13 protein-coding genes are annotated in these 14,758 nt (G+C 62.2%); 4 read left to right on the top strand and 9 right to left on the bottom strand.

What is annotated here, in order from left to right:
- The first annotated feature begins 31 nt into the window (after positions 1-31).
- The 3 genes from BMX59_RS10035 (at position 32) to BMX59_RS10025 (ending at position 1,817) form a co-directional block, all read left to right on the top strand.
- Positions 32-319 carry a DUF5629 family protein gene (locus tag BMX59_RS10035; RefSeq protein ID WP_092244220.1) on the top strand — a complete coding sequence of 96 codons (288 nt, stop codon included), beginning with the start codon at positions 32-34 and terminating at the stop codon, positions 317-319.
- Positions 306-1,481: a lactonase family protein gene (locus BMX59_RS10030; RefSeq protein ID WP_093121217.1), complete on the top strand. Its 1,176-nt coding sequence runs from the start codon at positions 306-308 to the stop codon at positions 1,479-1,481. The genes BMX59_RS10035 and BMX59_RS10030 overlap by 14 nt, the downstream gene beginning before the upstream one ends.
- 156 nt (positions 1,482-1,637) lie before the next feature.
- Positions 1,638-1,817, top strand: a complete 180-nt coding sequence (locus BMX59_RS10025) for a hypothetical protein (RefSeq protein ID WP_058424118.1) — start codon at positions 1,638-1,640, stop codon at positions 1,815-1,817.
- A 127-nt stretch (positions 1,818-1,944) separates the two neighbouring features.
- On the opposite strand, the gene BMX59_RS10020 is transcribed toward BMX59_RS10025, so the two are convergent.
- From BMX59_RS10020 to BMX59_RS10010, 3 genes are read right to left on the bottom strand one after another with little or no spacing between them, the layout of a single operon-like run.
- Positions 1,945-2,538 (bottom strand): glutathione S-transferase, encoded by a 594-nt coding sequence (locus BMX59_RS10020; protein ID WP_093121216.1) that lies wholly within the window; start codon positions 2,536-2,538, stop codon positions 1,945-1,947.
- The gene (locus BMX59_RS10015) at positions 2,535-6,173 is read right to left on the bottom strand and encodes an AAA family ATPase (protein ID WP_093121215.1); all 3,639 of its coding nucleotides are present in this window, start codon (positions 6,171-6,173) and stop codon (positions 2,535-2,537) included. Before BMX59_RS10015 ends, BMX59_RS10020 begins: the two co-directional genes overlap by 4 nt.
- A complete protein-coding gene (locus BMX59_RS10010) occupies positions 6,170-7,411 on the bottom strand; it encodes an exonuclease SbcCD subunit D C-terminal domain-containing protein (protein WP_093121214.1) in 1,242 nt (413 codons plus the stop codon). The genes BMX59_RS10015 and BMX59_RS10010 overlap by 4 nt, the downstream gene beginning before the upstream one ends.
- 428 nt (positions 7,412-7,839) lie before the next feature.
- Between BMX59_RS10010 and BMX59_RS30100 the strand changes: the two genes are divergently transcribed.
- The gene (locus BMX59_RS30100) at positions 7,840-8,220 is read left to right on the top strand and encodes a hypothetical protein (protein WP_139212863.1); all 381 of its coding nucleotides are present in this window, start codon (positions 7,840-7,842) and stop codon (positions 8,218-8,220) included.
- A 58-nt stretch (positions 8,221-8,278) separates the two neighbouring features.
- Here BMX59_RS30100 and BMX59_RS10005 read toward each other — a convergent pair whose 3' ends face one another.
- The 6 genes from BMX59_RS10005 to BMX59_RS09980 all read right to left on the bottom strand — a co-directional run bounded on the left by BMX59_RS10005 (position 8,279) and on the right by BMX59_RS09980 (position 14,758).
- The gene (locus tag BMX59_RS10005) at positions 8,279-8,806 is read right to left on the bottom strand and encodes a hypothetical protein (RefSeq protein ID WP_093121213.1); all 528 of its coding nucleotides are present in this window, start codon (positions 8,804-8,806) and stop codon (positions 8,279-8,281) included.
- A 74-nt stretch (positions 8,807-8,880) separates the two neighbouring features.
- Positions 8,881-10,521, bottom strand: coding sequence for a BatD family protein (locus BMX59_RS10000; protein WP_093121212.1), 1,641 nt, complete (start codon positions 10,519-10,521; stop codon positions 8,881-8,883).
- Positions 10,518-12,257, bottom strand: a complete 1,740-nt coding sequence (locus BMX59_RS09995) for a tetratricopeptide repeat protein (RefSeq protein WP_093121211.1) — start codon at positions 12,255-12,257, stop codon at positions 10,518-10,520. Before BMX59_RS09995 ends, BMX59_RS10000 begins: the two co-directional genes overlap by 4 nt.
- A complete protein-coding gene (locus tag BMX59_RS09990) occupies positions 12,254-13,342 on the bottom strand; it encodes a vWA domain-containing protein (RefSeq protein WP_093121210.1) in 1,089 nt (362 codons plus the stop codon). The genes BMX59_RS09995 and BMX59_RS09990 overlap by 4 nt, the downstream gene beginning before the upstream one ends.
- Complete coding sequence (locus BMX59_RS09985) at positions 13,335-13,829, bottom strand: DUF4381 domain-containing protein (RefSeq protein WP_071487950.1); 495 nt, start codon at positions 13,827-13,829, stop codon at positions 13,335-13,337. Before BMX59_RS09985 ends, BMX59_RS09990 begins: the two co-directional genes overlap by 8 nt.
- Positions 13,826-14,758, bottom strand: a complete 933-nt coding sequence (locus BMX59_RS09980) for a DUF58 domain-containing protein (RefSeq protein WP_093121209.1) — start codon at positions 14,756-14,758, stop codon at positions 13,826-13,828. The genes BMX59_RS09985 and BMX59_RS09980 overlap by 4 nt, the downstream gene beginning before the upstream one ends.

Raw genomic sequence — 14,758 nt, 5'->3', positions numbered from 1 at the left:
ATTAGCGCTTTGAACCTGATGAAAGACTGTGATGACTGAGAATTTGCCTGCCGTCCTTGAAACCAGCGACATGCTTGAAATCGATGGGCTGCATGCCTTTGATTTTGAACTCGACAACGAAAAACTGCTGATCACCGCCATGGACGGCCGTGCAGAAAAACGCTGGCGTTTCAGCCTGGAACAGGTCAACGCCGCGACGTTCGATGACACCTTGCAAAGCTGGACCCTTACCGGTGATTCGGGCGAGCACCGCCTGATCTGCATGAGCGCCTTCACCGGCAACAATAACGACGAGGATGAAGCGGATGATGATGCGTAAATTCTGGCCGCTGCTGATGGCCGGCAGCGTGGGAGCGATGTCGGTGCAAGCCGCGCCGGCCGATACCTATGAACTGTTGGTGGGCAGCTACACCGCCGGCAGCAGTGAAGGGATCTATCGCCTGCAGTTTGACAGCCGCACAGGCCAGTTCAGCGGTAAACCGGTGCTCGCGGCCAAAGCGGCCAACCCGTCCTGGCTGACAATCTCCAAGGACCAGAAGCACCTGTTCGTGGTCAACGAGAACGGCCCCGGCCAGAAGGACCCGGTCGGGCGCGTCAGCAGCTACAGCATCGATCCGCAGACTCGCCAATTGACCCTGATCAACCAGGTGCAGAGCCTGGGCAACGAGCCGACCCATTCCAGTTTGGCCGCCGATGGGCGCTACCTGTTCGTCGCCAACTATTCGGTCGTGGAGGACCCGGGTGGCAGCCTGGCGGTGCTGCCGGTCGATGCCACGGGCAAGCTGTCGCCTCCGGTGCAACTGAGCGGGCACCCGGCCAGCCGCGTGAACCCTGAGCGCCAGGCGTCCAACCATGTGCACTCGGTGGTGTCGTCGCCGGATGGCAAGTACGTGTTTGTACAGGACCTGGGGGCGGACAAGCTGTTTGCCTACCGCTACGATCCCAAGGCCAACCATGAGCTGCCATTGACCCCGGCCAATCCGGCCTCGGTGCAACTGCCGCCAGGCAGCGGCCCGCGTCACTTGTTGTTCAGCGCCGATGGCAAGCACGCCTGGCTGACCACTGAGATGAGTGCGCAGGTGGCAGTGTTCGACTACAAGGATGGCCAGTTGACCCAGACGCAACTGGTGGACTTCGCCGCCGGCCAACCGGTGTCCGACAAGGCCGGTGCCGCGTTGCACGCCTCCAGTGACGGAAAATTCCTCTACGTGAGCAACCGTGGCACGGCCAACCAGTTGCTGGTGTTCAGCATCGATCCGGCCACCGCGCACCTCAAGGAATTACAACGTCGCTCGGTGGACGGTGACCACCCGCGCGAATTCAGTCTGGACCCCAGCGGTCGGTTCCTGCTGATCGCCAATCAGAAAAGCAACGAAATCGTCGTGGTCGAACGCGACCCCAAAACCGGCCTGCTGGGTAAAACCGTGCAGAAATTGCCGATCGATGCCCCCAGCGACCTCAAGTTCCTGGTGCGTCAATAAGCCACAGGCCCCGCCGTGCGGGGCCTGACCCTTTCTATTAATTCTGTTAATAGCGGCTACTGTTTCAAAGCATTTCTAAGGTTCAGCCCTCGGGCGTAAGTTTGGTTCCAAGGCCTTCCCCGGCCACTCAACCAAACGAACACAAGGGTTACCGACATGAATCTGAACCTCTTCTCCATCATCGCCGCTTCCGCTGTTTCCGCCACCGTTGCCCTGCCTGCCGCAGCCAGCGTGGAAGTCACCGGCAAAAAATCCAGCACCAGCGCCTATACCCAGAAATACTTGCAACAGAGTGCCAACTTCTACGCCGCACTGGATCACAAGACCCAGCACTAAGCGGTAGGTCACTGAGATCAAATGTGGGAGGGGGCTTGCCCCCGATAGCAGTGGGTCAGCTACAGATTAGCTGACTGATCCACCGTCATCGGGGGCAAGCCCCCTCCCACATTTGATTGTGCCGGCCTCAGGGTTTTGTCATCACGGCGATAAATAGCGGTGAAGTAAGGACGCGCTGAAGCCAGGCTTGTAACCGTTGATACGGCGTCCCGGCGAACCACTCCCGATCCACATGGGCAAACTGGCGTACAAACGGCGCCAGGGCCATGTCCGCCAGGCTCGGATGCTCTGCCAGCAAGTAGGCGCGTTCCCCCAGCAGGCCTTCCAGCTTCTGCAAGAACGCCTCGCCCTCGGCCCGATAATGTTCCATCGGGTGTTCCGGGTAGCGGTCGGCGTACTTGTATCGATCCAAGTGATACTTGAAACCCTGGTCGTTCTCGGCAATCAGTGCCAATACCGCCGGGTCACCCTGCAGCAGCCAATCATCCGGATCGTGCTGGGCCAGGGCCCATTGCATGATCTCCAGGCTCTCTTCAATCACGCGTCCGTCAACGCTCAGTACCGGCACCGTACCCTTGGGCGACAATGCCAGCATCTCGGCCGGCTTGGCCTTGAGGCTGACCTCGATGATCTGTACGGGCACGCCTGAATAACGCAAGGCCAGGCGTGCCCGCATCGCATACGGGCAACGCCGGAACGAATACAGCAGCACCTCGCTCACTTCACCTCCAGCGTGCTCAAACCATTACCCTGGCGCTTGACCTGGATTTGTACCGGAATGCGTTCGTGCATTTCCTGCACGTGGGAAATCACCGCCACCTTGCGCCCCTGGGCCTGCAAACCGTCCAGCGCGTCCATCGCCAGTTGCAGCGATTCCGGGTCCAGGCTGCCGAAGCCTTCATCGATAAACAGCGACTCGATCTTCAAGGTGCTGGATGCCATCGACGCCAGGCCCAAGGCCAACGCCAGTGACACCAGGAAGGTTTCGCCGCCGGACAACGAGTGCACCGAGCGCAGTTCGTCGCCCATTTCCGTGTCCATCACCAGTAGCCCCAACATGCTGCCGCCGCGCTTGAGGCGATAGCGGCGCACCAGTTGGCGCAATTGCACGTTGGCGTGGTGCACCAGCAGGTCGAGGTTGTAGGCCTGGGCGATCTTGCGGAAGGTGTCACCGGTGGCTGAGCCGATCAGTGCGTTCAGGCGCGCCCAGCGTTGCCATTCGTCATACGCCTTGGCGATCTGTTCGGCAAACGCCTGGTTGGCGTCCTGGCGGCGCTGGTCTTCGGACTGGCGCGCGCGCAGTTCGGCGCAGTGTTTCTCGGCCTCGGCCAACTGTTGGTTGAGCGTGGCCAGGGCGGTGTCCAGTTCATCGGCTTCGAAGTTGCCATTGTGCTGGGCTTGGTGTTCGGCGAGGCGTTGCTCACGTTCTTGCAGCAGGACCCTGGCCTGTTCGACGGCTTTCTCGCTGTGTTGCAACTGCTGGCGCAAGTGGCTGACCTGGGCGTCGTCGTAGGCCAGCAAACGGTCGAGGCCGGCGTCGTCGAGTTCCGGGTGCAGCGCGCGCCAGTCGTGCAGGCGCATGTCGAGGCTGTGCTGTTCGGCCTGCAATGCCTGCTCGCGTTCCTGCTGGGCCTTGAGGTCGGCGGCCAGTTGGATCAGGGCGTTGTGGATGTCCTGCAGTTGTTGGTTGGCGTCGGTTTCGCTCTGGCGTGACTGTGTCACGGCGTGTTCCAACTGTTGCTGCCACTGCTCGGCGCTGGTGTGTTCACCGAGCAACGCGTTGAGTTTTTCCTGAGCCGCTTGCTGTTGGGTCGCCAGTTCGGTGACTTGCTGGAGCAGGGCGTCGAGTTGCTGTTGGCGATGCTGCTGGTGGGTCTGTTCCTTCTCGATCGCCTGTTGACGCTCTTGTTGCTCGGCCAATTCGTCGCGCTGATGGCCCAGTTGTTCCAGGCGCTGGCTGACCTGCTGGTCCAGCTGCATAAAGGTGGCAGCGGGCTCGGCGCGCAGACCTTCCAAGGTGTCTGCGGGCAGCAGGCTGGCGAAGGCACTCAGTTCCTGCTCAAGGCGTTCGCGGTCGCTGGCCAACTCGCGCTGCTGGTCCACCAGCAATTGACGGGCCTGTTGGCTTGCTTCCTGGGCGGCTTGCAGTTGTTGCTGCAGGCGCCCGGCGTTTTGTTGCAGGTTGAGCAGGGCGCCTTGGCGCTGTTCATCCTGGGTGATGCTTTGGGTCAACTGGCCCAGTTGCTGCTCAAGCCAGGCGCTGCGCTTGGCCGGTTCCTGATTGAACAGCGACGCGGACAGCGGGTGTGCATCCAGGCTCGGTTTCAGCGCTTGCTGTTGCGTCGCCAGGTGTTCCTGCTGTTGCAGGTATTCCTTTTGCTGGGCGATCAAACCGCCCACTTCGCCACGCAACTCGGTGAGTTTTTCCTTAAGGGTGTCCACCGCTTTCTGCGCGCTGGCTTCTTCGTTTTCGTCATGACGACCGAGGCTTTGCAGCAGGGCTTCGGGCTGGTGGTACGGGTGTTCGTGGCTGCCGCACACCGGGCAGGGCTGATCGTCCTGCAACTGCTCGCGCAACTCCTCGACGCTGGCACTGCGGGCCAGGCGCTGGCGTTCCAGCAGTTGTCTGGTCACGTCCAGCGTTTGTTCGGCCACCGCCAGCTCGGCCTTGGTTTGCAAGCCGGTCTGGTTCAACTGCTCGCGTTGCTGTTGGGCCACGGTGAGCTTTTGCGTCAGGCCGGCGGCTTGCTGATCCAGCTGTTGCTGGTGGTCCCACAGGCGCGTCAGGTCTTCGAAGGCACGCTGCTGTTTGCGATTGTCTTGCAGCAGGCTGGCCAGCAATTGGATTTGCTCGGCCACGGCGTGAGGTTCGGCACCGGCCTCCTGGTACAGCAAGTCCAGGGCTTCGCGTTGCTGGGTTAACTGTTCGGCGGCGCGGGTTGCACGTTGCTCCAATTGCGGCAGTTCGGCCTGGCCTTTATTCAGGCGGTTACCGATCAGCATCAGTTGTTGCAGGCGGTCGCGGTAGGCGGTCCACGCATCACTCAAGGGCGCGAGGGCGGCGCTGCGCTCAAGCTCGTTGGCCAGGCGTTGCAGGCGCTCTGCGACTTCGCTCTGTTTTTCCAGCAGGCCGGTGAGCCGGGCCTGGCCTTCGGTGCAGGCGCTTGCGTGTTGCTGTTTGTCCTCGGTGCGCTTGGCCAGCTCTTTGGTCAAGTGGGTGAGGGTGCTGTGTTCGTCGAACGCCTGGCGCAGCAAAGGCGCGGCATCGGCCTGGTTTTTCAGGGCTTGCGCCAAGGCGGTTTGCGCGCTGGCCAGTTGCTGCCGGGCCTGGTCCTGGCGGGCCTGCAATTCGGCTTGTTGCCGCGTATGGGACTGAATCTGCGCCGCCAACGGCGCCAGCTGTGTGCCGAGTTCCGCCTGGCGCACGAACAGATGACGCTGCGGCGCCAACTGTTCCAGGTGGCCCAGGTCCTGGCGTTGCGCGTCCTGGTTATTCCAATCGGCCTGCGCCTGCTGCAGCTGTTCGGTGGCGGCGAGTTGGCGTTCCTGCCATTCGCGCAGTTCCTTGAGCCACGTATGCTGAAGCTCCAGTTGCTTGAGTTGGGCCTGTTGGGTCTTGAGGTGTTGCTGCGCGGCATCGAATTGTTGATCGAGCTCGGCACGGGCTTCAGGGGCCAGGGGCACCACGCCGGTGGCCTGGTCCTGCAACTGTTTGTGCGCATCCCGGGCCTCTTTGGCCTTGTCGAAGGCACGCCGGCCCAGTTGGGTGTACAGGGCTGTGTCGGTGAGCTTTTCCAGCAGTTCGCTGCGCTCGTTGTCGTTGGCCTTGAGGAACGCACTGAACTCGCTCTGCGCCAGCAACACGGCGCGGGTGAACTGTTCGAAGTTCAGGCCCAGGGCCAATTCCAGCTGGGTCTTGTATTCGGTTTTCTGGCTGGCCAGCAGTTGGTCGCTGTCCAGGTCGATCAGGCTCTGGCGGCTGTTCTGCAACTTGCCGCTGGCCTTGTCGCGCGCGCGATTGGCTTCCCAGCGCGCGCGGTAGCGGCGGCCACTGACGCCGACAAAATCCACCTCGGCATAACCGCCACCGGTGCCGCGGCGCAGCAGGGTACGTGGGTCACCGATGGAGATGTCGCTGTCGGCATCCGGCATCTTCGCCTGGCCGGTATCACCCAGGCGTGGCACGGCACCAAACAACGCCAGGCACAAGGCATCGAGCAAGGTGCTTTTACCGGCGCCGGTCGGTCCGGTAATCGCGAACAACCCGGCGCTGGCCAGGGGCTCGGCGGTGAAGTCGATCTCGAACGGGCCGGCCAGGGACGCGAGGTTTTTCAGGCGGATGGCAAGGATCTTCATGGCTGTTCCTCCTCTTGCTGCACTTCCTGGAGCAACACGGCGAAGTCCTTCAAGGTCTGTTCATCCACCTCGCTGCCGTAGCTGTCCTGCCAGGCGCGGCTGAACAATTCCTGGGGCGTGAGCTGGTCGAGTTCGATCAGGCGGTCGTCGCCTTCGTCCTCACGGGGGCCCTTGCCAGCGTACTCGGCAGCGATGCGCACCAGGCGCACAGCCTTGCCTTGCAGCGCGGCTTCGATTTGCTGACGCAGGTCGGGCTGCGGTTCGTCGAGCAGGACGCGCACTTCGAGCCAGGGGTGGCGTTGGGTTTCAGCCAGCAGGTCGATGTCCGGCAACTCGGCCAGGGCCTTGAGGATATCCGCCAGGGGCGCGGCTTCCAGACGTTGCAGGTCGACCGAACGCGGGATCAGGATGGGTTCGACGCTCACCAGGCATTGGCCCTGGAACACCACATCGAGGATCTGGTGCTTGTAGCCGATTTCGGAAAACGACAGTGGGATCGGCGAGCCACTGTAGCGAATACGTTCTTCGCCATTGACCTTTTGCGGCTTGTGCAAATGGCCGAGGGCAACATAGCCGACACTTTTATCGAACAGGCTGGCCGGCAGCGCCTCGGCATTGCCGATGATCAGGCTGCGCTCGGAGTCTTCCGACACCGAACCACCGGCCATGTGCGCATGGCTGATGGCAATCAGCGCCTGGCCTTTTTTGCGCTTGGCATTGGCCGCGGCGATCAGCCATTCATGCACCTGGCCGATACCCCGCAGGTAGTCGTCACCCAGGTGCGCGCCGGTGACTTCCGCCGGGCGCAAAAAGGGCAGCGCCAGGCACCACGCGGCAACCTTGCCTTTGGCGTCGGGCAGAGGGATCAGCAGCCGTTCGGCGTCGAGCTGGCCATCGTCCAGCCACAGCACGCGGCCGAGGGCATGGGTGTGCAGGCGGCGCATCAACGGTGCCGGCAGCTCGATACGTGAGCCGGAGTCGTGGTTGCCGGCGATCATCACGATGGTCAGCTTGGGGGTTTGTTCGTGGGCGCTGATGATGAAGTCATACAGCCGCTCCTGGGCCTTGAGCGGCGGGTTGACCGTGTCGAAGATATCGCCGGCGATGAGCAGGGCGTCCGGCTGATGGGTCTTGAGTTGGCCCAGCAGCCATTCGAGGAAACAGGCGTGTTCGAAGTCGCGTTCCTGGCCGTGGAGGTTTTGACCCAGGTGCCAGTCGGAGGTGTGAAACAGACGCAAGGCGAACTCCGTGGAATAGATGAAAAGGAGGGGAGTTTACCTGTAATGCGACCATGCTGCCCCAGGCGATACAGATTCAATGTGGGAGGCGGCTTGTTCCCGATGGCGGTGGGTCAGTCAGTGCATTTCTATCTGACACATCGCCTTCGCGAGCAAGCCCGCTCCGTGCCAAGGGTTAGAATATTTCTCTGAAAAAAACGCAAAGTAAAATGTTATTAAATGCCGATCCCATAAGTGGGCGGCAGGATTAGGAAACGCCTTACTTATTCCTGCACTAAAAAATGACAGGACTTTCCTTCCAGGATTTAGGAAGTAGCTGGCTTACTTTGATAAAAAATTCATGCAGTCTGGCAAGCGTGGAGTGGTCAAGTAACGCGCATCCTCGTGTGATGCGCTTTTGTGTTTTCTTAATAATGATGGAGACTATTATGAAAAGCCTTATTGCATTGCTGCTTGCTGTATTGACGTTGTTTGCCACGCCAGCCTCTGCGCTATGTCTCTATATCACTGATAGTTACAGTGGAATCATACCACCTGAGGAGGAAATTACTGCTCATGGTCCATTTGCAATAACCTCGGCCAACGGCTGTTACGGGGCGAGCATTGATGCAATGGTTACAGTAGGAGGGGCTGGAAGTACTCCTGGGATTTTTATCGAGCGTGAAGTAGGCGGGACCTGGAAAAAGGAAATTTTCAGTATAGGCAGTAACGCCTCGTACTCAGGCCCGTTTGGTAACTATCGAGTCAGGCTGAAAAACAACGAAGCGGTACCGAAATCCTACTCAGGTACGATCAGGTACGGTCGCTGAGGGGTTAAAGGCAGTGCGTCAGGGCAGTCCCCGACGCACTGTGCTTCACGCTGTGCATTTAAGCACGCTCATTGACTGATAAATTACTATGCGTTGATTTTACGAAGTAGGCCAGCGCATTGATAGCTTGATTGGCCTCGACCATGCTTCGTAAATGGTCCATGGCACCATCGCGCTTGCTGATTCGTGGATCAGTTTTAAAATAAGCTACCGTGTCTTCCAGTTGTTCGTTGAATAACGCTATGCCGTTAAATTTCACATGGGTATTTGTCTGGCGCCCATTGGCATCGGATGCGCCGTCACCAGAAATGAACATTCCAAATGCACGCTCACTGATCATTCCGTCGTCAAAAAGCCGTCTGCCAACTTTCTTCAATTCTGCGGTACTGATTGACGTCATATCATAATCTTTCAAAAACTCCTTAAGCTGACTGATCTTCTCCTGATCGCCAAGCTTCAATGTATCCGCCGCCTCGGAGGCTTCGGTAATGGTGAATGCATTCGTGACTTGCTGCGGATTTTTGATGGTATAAGCATCTGTCTGCTTACTTAATGGCGGATAGGAAACATTCAACGTAATGGCCATTTTAAAAACTCCATTAATCGAAAGCTACATGGCTTTATCGGCCATGCCTGTCCTATCTTGAGTAGTGACCTTGGCTACTTGGGATACAGCGGCGGCAGGCTGGTGGTATCCGCCGCCGGGTCCGGTTCGCGCTCAGCTATCGGAATCGCCTTCACCGCACGCCACAGGTCTTCACCCAACCAGAAATGCCCGCTCTCGCTGTACAGTGCACCATTCAAGCCGTCCAACGCGTCCGACAGCGGCACAAACCGCGCCGCCATATCCGCCAGGGTTTCCGGCTGTTGCCGCGCCCAGGCGTCAAGGGCCTGGCGGGTGGCTTGGGGGTCGTTGGCCTGGGTGGCGCGTTTAAGGTCGTCGAGCAGCGTGCGCGGGCTCGGGCCGGTCTGTGCGGCGCGCTGCACGGCCGGTTGCCGACGTGCACGCCACCACAGGCCAAAACCCATCAGGGTGGTGCAGGCCAGGATCAGCGTACTCAGTTGCCACAGCCACAGGCGTTCATCATCCGGCGCGGTGATCACCGTCGGCGTAGCGGGGGTATCCACGGCCAGGCTCGGGTTGATGGCGACCTGCAAGGTGCGCGCCGGCAGGCTGGTGCGTTCGAGGTGGTCTTCGTGGGTATTCCACCACACCACGTCCACGGCGGGCAGTTCCAGATTGCCGGCGCGAGTGGGCACCAGGGCCTCGCGGTCTTCGCGGCTGCCGATCAGGCCATGGTCGCTGGTCTGGTTGCCGAGCACCGGCTGGTCCGGGTAACGGCGCAGGCCGTTGATTTCGGTGCTGGGCAGCGCCGGCAGTTGTGCGCTGGAAAGACCCTCGGCCTTGACCGTAAGGCTGCGGGTCAGGGAGTCGCCGACCTGCACATGCTCGGGCTCCGGGTTCCAGTGTTCGCTCAAGGTCAGGCTGCGTGCCGGCAACCACGGCGCATCGGCGGGATACAGCGCCGGTTTGGGTTTGACCACCAGCGGCAGCTCTGCGGAACTCACGTGGATCAACTTGCCCGGCTTGGTGCCTTGCAGGGTGTTTTCCTGGGGCGGGCGCGATTCCACCAGGGTCGCGCTGAAGGTCTGCGTCGGGATCGCCAATGTGCCGCTGTGCTGCGGGTAGATCGCGTAGCGGGTCTCGATCACGCCGTGGCGGATGCTGTTGATGACCTTTTCATAGGTGCGCGACTCGCCCAACTGCTCCACACGCGCATCGGCAATCTGCAACGGCGTGAGGCTGCTGTCGTCATACAGCGACACCGAGTGGTAGACGCGCACGGTCAACAGCGCCTGGGCCTGGACATAGACGCTGGTCTGGTCGAGGTTGGCCTCGATAAATACCGGCGCCAGCTCGGCAGCGGTGTTCTGGCTGGCGGTCTCCACCACTTGCAGGCTGATCGGCTGGGTCTTGTGTTCGCCCACTTGCAGGGGCGGGATGACCACCGTGCCGTTTTCCCTGGGCAGCAGGGTGATGATCCAGCGCGTGGTGGCGTGGTTGTCGCCGCCCAGCGTGGTGAGTTGGTTGATCTGCCGCGTGCCGCTGACTTCGAACTGCGCATCCAGCGGCGACAGGTCGGGTTTGCCGAACTGAGTGACGTCGCTGGACTCCACCGTCAGTTCCACCGTTTCCCCGGAGTTGACGCGGCTGCGGTCGACGCTGGCGACCAGGCTCGCCGCCTGGGCGTGGCCGGCCGACAAGGCGAGCAGAAGCAGTAGGGTGGTGCGGCGGCTCATCGAGTCTTGTCCTGATGTTGTTGCTGTTCGTACCAGAATTTGCGGCGCAGCAGTTCGCCGGGGTTGTCCGGGATCTCCTGCAGCCATTGCTCCAGGGCCTGGCGATGTTCACCGTCGAGGCTGGCATCGCTAGGCCGCAGCGGTGGGGTGGTGGTCTGTTCGTCGCCCAGTTCGCTGCCCGGTACTTCATTGCCCGCGGTTTGCGGCGCGTTGCCGGGCTCGGTGTCGCCAGTGCCGGCTTCACCCTGGCCTTGGGATGACTGTTCGCCGCCTGTGGCGTTTTGCCCAGTGGCGCCCGGTTGCGCAGTTTGGCCGGGTTGGGTGGTTTCGTCATCCTCGTTTTTTGCCGCAGGAGACGGCTCCGGCTGGGCGTGTTCCTGCATAAGGGTTTCTACCAGCGCTTTGTTTTTCAGCGCCGGTTGCAGGTCGGGCTGGGCTTCGAGGGCTTGCTCGTAGGCGTCGATAGCGGCTTCCAGTTCCCCGGATTTTGCCAGCGCATTGCCCCGATTGTAGTGGGAGTAGGCGTCATTGCCTTCGGCAAACAGCTTGATGGCCTCGGCATAGTTGCCGGCCTCGTAAAGCGCCACGCCCTTCCACTGCGGGTCCTGGAAGTGTTCGGCGGCTTCGGCGGGGCGTTTTTTCTTCAGCAGATATTGGCCCTGCTGGTCGGGACGCAGCCACAGGTCTTGCAGGCCGAAGGCGTAGCTGGGTTGCGGTGCAATCAACAGCAGCAACGGCAGGCAGAACAGCCAGCCGCGCCGACCGGCGCAGGCGGCCAGCAGCAACAGCGGCAGGAGCAGCCAGTAGCCCTGGTCGGCCCAGGTGTCGAGGTGCAGCAAACGGCCGTCGTTGCGCAGGGTTTGCGGTGGGTCGAGCACGCCGAGCTGGCGCAGGTCCTTGTCGTCCAGCCGCGCAGCGCGGTAGCGGCCACCCATTTCGCTGGCGAAGGCCTTGAGGGTCGGGCTGTCCAGGCGCGGCACCAGGATCGCGCCTTGTTCGTCCTTGAGGAACTCGCCGCTTTCCTGGGTCACCGGCGTGCCCTCGCGGCTGCCGATGCCGAGGATCGACAAACTCGGCGCCTGGCCGCTTTGCAGCAATAGGCGGATGCCCTGGCGCTCCTGTTTGGACAGCGAAGAACCGATCAGCAACAGGCGGCCCTGGCCGAGGCCGCCTTGTTTGAGCAGACCCAGGGCCTTCTCGACGGCCAGGTCGGCGCGGTGGCCGGGTTCGGGCATGATCGAGGGACGCAAGGCCTCCAGCAGGTTGCGGCTGGTGGCCAGGTCGTCCGACAGCGGCACCAGCGTGTGGGCGCTGCCGGCATAGACGACAATGGCGGTTTGCGCATCGGTGCGCGCCTGCAACAGGTCGTACAGCTTGCGCCGCGCCTGCTCCAGGCGGTTGGGCGGGCTGTCGGTGGCGAGCATTTCCGGGGTCAGCTCCAGCAGCACCACCAATGGGTCGGACGGTTTCTGGCTGGACTGCTCGACTCTTTGCCAACTGGGGCCGAGCAACGCCAGCACTGCCAACAGCCAGGCAATGCCCAGCACCACCCAGGGCGATTTGCTCTCGCGGCCGTTGCCACCGCTGAGCAATACCGCGTGGAAGGCCGGCGGCAGGATCATTTGCCAGCGTCCGGCGCGCTTTTGCCGGTGCCACAGATGCCACAGCAGCCAGCCGAGCAACGGCAACAGCAACAACCACCAGGGACGGAACCAGTGCGGCCACAGGTCGATCATCGACGCCTCCGCAAACGCAGGCGTTTGAGGCGCTGGCGCCATTCCGGGTGTTGCTGCAGGAAAATCCCCTTGCTCGACAGCTTATTGAACACGCGTTGCAGGGCGTTGTTCGGCCAACGTTCCTGGATCACCAGCAACATGCTCAGCACCAGCGCGAGGGCCAGCGGCGCGCTGTACAAGGCCAGGGCGGGCCGCGCCTGGGTGGGTTGTTGTTCGACAGGTTCGAGCTTGTCGAGGGTTTGCTTGATCGCTTGCAACTCTTCGCCATCACGTGCTCGGAAGTACTGGCCGTGGGTGGCTTCGGCGATGGCCTTGAGCGCCGGTTCGTCGAGGTCCAGGCTCGGGTTGACGCCAAGGATGCCCAGGGAACCCGTTTGCTCCGGGTCGGCGCCGATGCCGATGGGGTAGATCTTCACGCCTTCTTCGGCCGCCAGGCGCGCAGCGGTCAGCGGGTCGATCTGCCCGGCATTGTTGGCGCCGTCAGTGACCAGGATCAGCACGCGGCTCTGCGCCGGACGCTGGCGCAGGCGTTTCAAGGCCAGGCCGATGGCATCGCCAATCGCAGTGTTCTTGCCGGCAATGCCGATGCGCGCTTCATCCAGCCAGGTGCGCACGGTGCGGCGGTCGAACGTCAGCGGTGCCTGCAGGTAGGCCTGGCTGCCGAACAGGATCAGGCCGACGCGATCACCCTCACGGCCCTCAAGAAAGTCGCCGAGCAGGTGCTTGACCAGGCTCAAGCGACTCACGTCTTCGTCCTGCCAGTTCATATCGGGAAAATCCATGGAGCCGGACACGTCTACCGCCACCAGCAGGTCGCGGCCACTGGCGGCGATGGGCAGTGGCTCACCGAGCCATTCCGGGCGTGCGGCGGCGGTCAACAGCAGCAACCACAGCACCACGAACGGCGCTTGCTGGCGCCAGCCCGGCAGGTTGACGCGGGCGCGGCGGCGGGCCAGGCCTTCGAGGTCGCTGAGGTAGCTGACTTTCAATGCGGGCTCACCGCTGTCGGCGGCGGGCAGCACCAGGCGCATCAACCAGGGCAATGGCAACAGGGCAAAGATCCACGGCCAGGCGAACTCAAACATGTTTGCGAATCCAGGTATCGACCGCTTGGGTCAGGCCGGCGATGGCCTTGTCGTCGAGTCTGCATTCGGGTTTGTAGGCGCCTTCCACCAGCACCATCCAGCGCGTGAGGCCGGCGGCAGGGCAGCGGTTGTCGAGGAACGCCAGCCATTTGCGGCCGTTGAGGGTGTGGCTCTGGCTGTAGGGGTAGTCGTTGCGGCACAGGCGCTTGAGCAGGCCGTTGAGCTGTTGCAGCCAGGCGCCGGCAGGCGCGCCGTCGTAGGGTTTGGGCATCAGCGCCAGTTCCGCCAGGGCGGCAATGCGCAGCGGGTCCAGCGGTTGTTCGGCGCGAGCCACGGGGCGGCGGGCCGGCAGGAAACGGCGCAGGGACCACAGGCCCCAACCGAGCAGCGGAATCACCAGCAGCAACAGCCACCAACCTGGCGCAGGCGGCCAGAAGCCGATGGCGGGCGGGGCGATCAGCGGTTGCAGTTGGTCCAGGCTGCTCATTGTTTTTTAACCGGGCGTTGCGGGTTGAGGTATTCGCGCAGTTGCTCGACCATTTCGCTCTGGGTGCTCAAAGGCATCAACAGCACACGCAGTTTCTGCGCGAGCAGTTCCCAGCGGGCAATGCGCGCTTCGGCCTGGGCCTTGTAGGCCTGGCGCAGGTCGAAGTTGAGTGTGTCCAGTTCCAGCTGGGCGCCGCGTTCGGCGAAGCGCAACAGCCCGGCGGCGGGCAGGGCGTGGTCCAGCGGGTCGGAGATCGGCAGCAGCAACAGGTCGCAGTGGCGTGACAGCAGGCTGAGTTGTTGCTCGGCGCCCTCGGTCAGCGCGCGTTCATCGCAGATCACAATCACCAGGCTGCCGGGGCGCAGCACTTCGCGGCCACGACGCAGGGCCATGCCGAGGGCGTCGGCTTCGGGGCTGCTCTCGGTGTTCAGGCTCTGGTTGACTCGCACCAGGCGGTTGAGCAATTGCAGCAGGCTTTGTTTGCTGCGCCGGGGCTTGATTTCGTAGTGCTCGCTATCGCCGAACACCAGCCCGCCCACGCGGTCGTTGTGGCCCAGCGCGGCCCAGCCGATCAGGCTGGCCGCCTGTGCCGCCAGCACCGACTTGAACATTTGCCCGGAGCCGAAAAACAGCCGGCAGCTTTGCTCCACCATGATGAAGATGGGCCGCTCGCGCTCTTCATGGAACAGCTTGGTGTGCGGCTCCTGGGTGCGCGCCGTCACGCGCCAGTCGATGGTGCGCACATCGTCCCCGGCCTGGTACACGCGCACCTGGTCGAAGTCCACACCGCGTCCGCGCAGTTTGGAGTGGTGCAGGCCGATCAGCGGGCTGCGCTGGCTTGGGGTGGAAAACAGCTGCACTTCGCGCACGCGATGGCGCATCTCGATCAACTCGCTGAGCGTGATGCGGATGCCATCGCCTGCGTTCAT

The organism is Pseudomonas sp. NFR09, from assembly GCF_900111535.1.
GTDB lineage: Bacteria > Pseudomonadota > Gammaproteobacteria > Pseudomonadales > Pseudomonadaceae > Aquipseudomonas > Aquipseudomonas extremorientalis.
This window is presented reverse-complemented; position numbering and strand designations above follow the sequence as displayed.

Bases quoted from the DNA above. Each gene is read 5' to 3' on its own strand.
- BMX59_RS30100 (WP_139212863.1), top strand. From the start codon at position 7,840: ATGAAAAGCCTTATTGCATTGCTGCTTGCTGTATTGACGTTGTTTGCC.
- BMX59_RS09985 (WP_071487950.1), bottom strand. From the start codon at position 13,829: ATGAGCAGCCTGGACCAACTGCAACCGCTGATCGCCCCGCCCGCCATC.
- BMX59_RS09995 (WP_093121211.1), bottom strand. From the start codon at position 12,257: ATGATCGACCTGTGGCCGCACTGGTTCCGTCCCTGGTGGTTGTTGCTG.
- BMX59_RS10000 (WP_093121212.1), bottom strand. From the start codon at position 10,521: ATGAGCCGCCGCACCACCCTACTGCTTCTGCTCGCCTTGTCGGCCGGC.
- BMX59_RS10030 (WP_093121217.1), top strand. From the start codon at position 306: ATGATGATGCGTAAATTCTGGCCGCTGCTGATGGCCGGCAGCGTGGGA.
- BMX59_RS10005 (WP_093121213.1), bottom strand. From the start codon at position 8,806: ATGGCCATTACGTTGAATGTTTCCTATCCGCCATTAAGTAAGCAGACA.
- BMX59_RS09980 (WP_093121209.1), bottom strand. From the start codon at position 14,758: ATGAACGCAGGCGATGGCATCCGCATCACGCTCAGCGAGTTGATCGAG.
- BMX59_RS09990 (WP_093121210.1), bottom strand. From the start codon at position 13,342: ATGTTTGAGTTCGCCTGGCCGTGGATCTTTGCCCTGTTGCCATTGCCC.
- BMX59_RS10035 (WP_092244220.1), top strand. From the start codon at position 32: ATGACTGAGAATTTGCCTGCCGTCCTTGAAACCAGCGACATGCTTGAA.
- BMX59_RS10025 (WP_058424118.1), top strand. From the start codon at position 1,638: ATGAATCTGAACCTCTTCTCCATCATCGCCGCTTCCGCTGTTTCCGCC.
- BMX59_RS10015 (WP_093121215.1), bottom strand. From the start codon at position 6,173: ATGAAGATCCTTGCCATCCGCCTGAAAAACCTCGCGTCCCTGGCCGGC.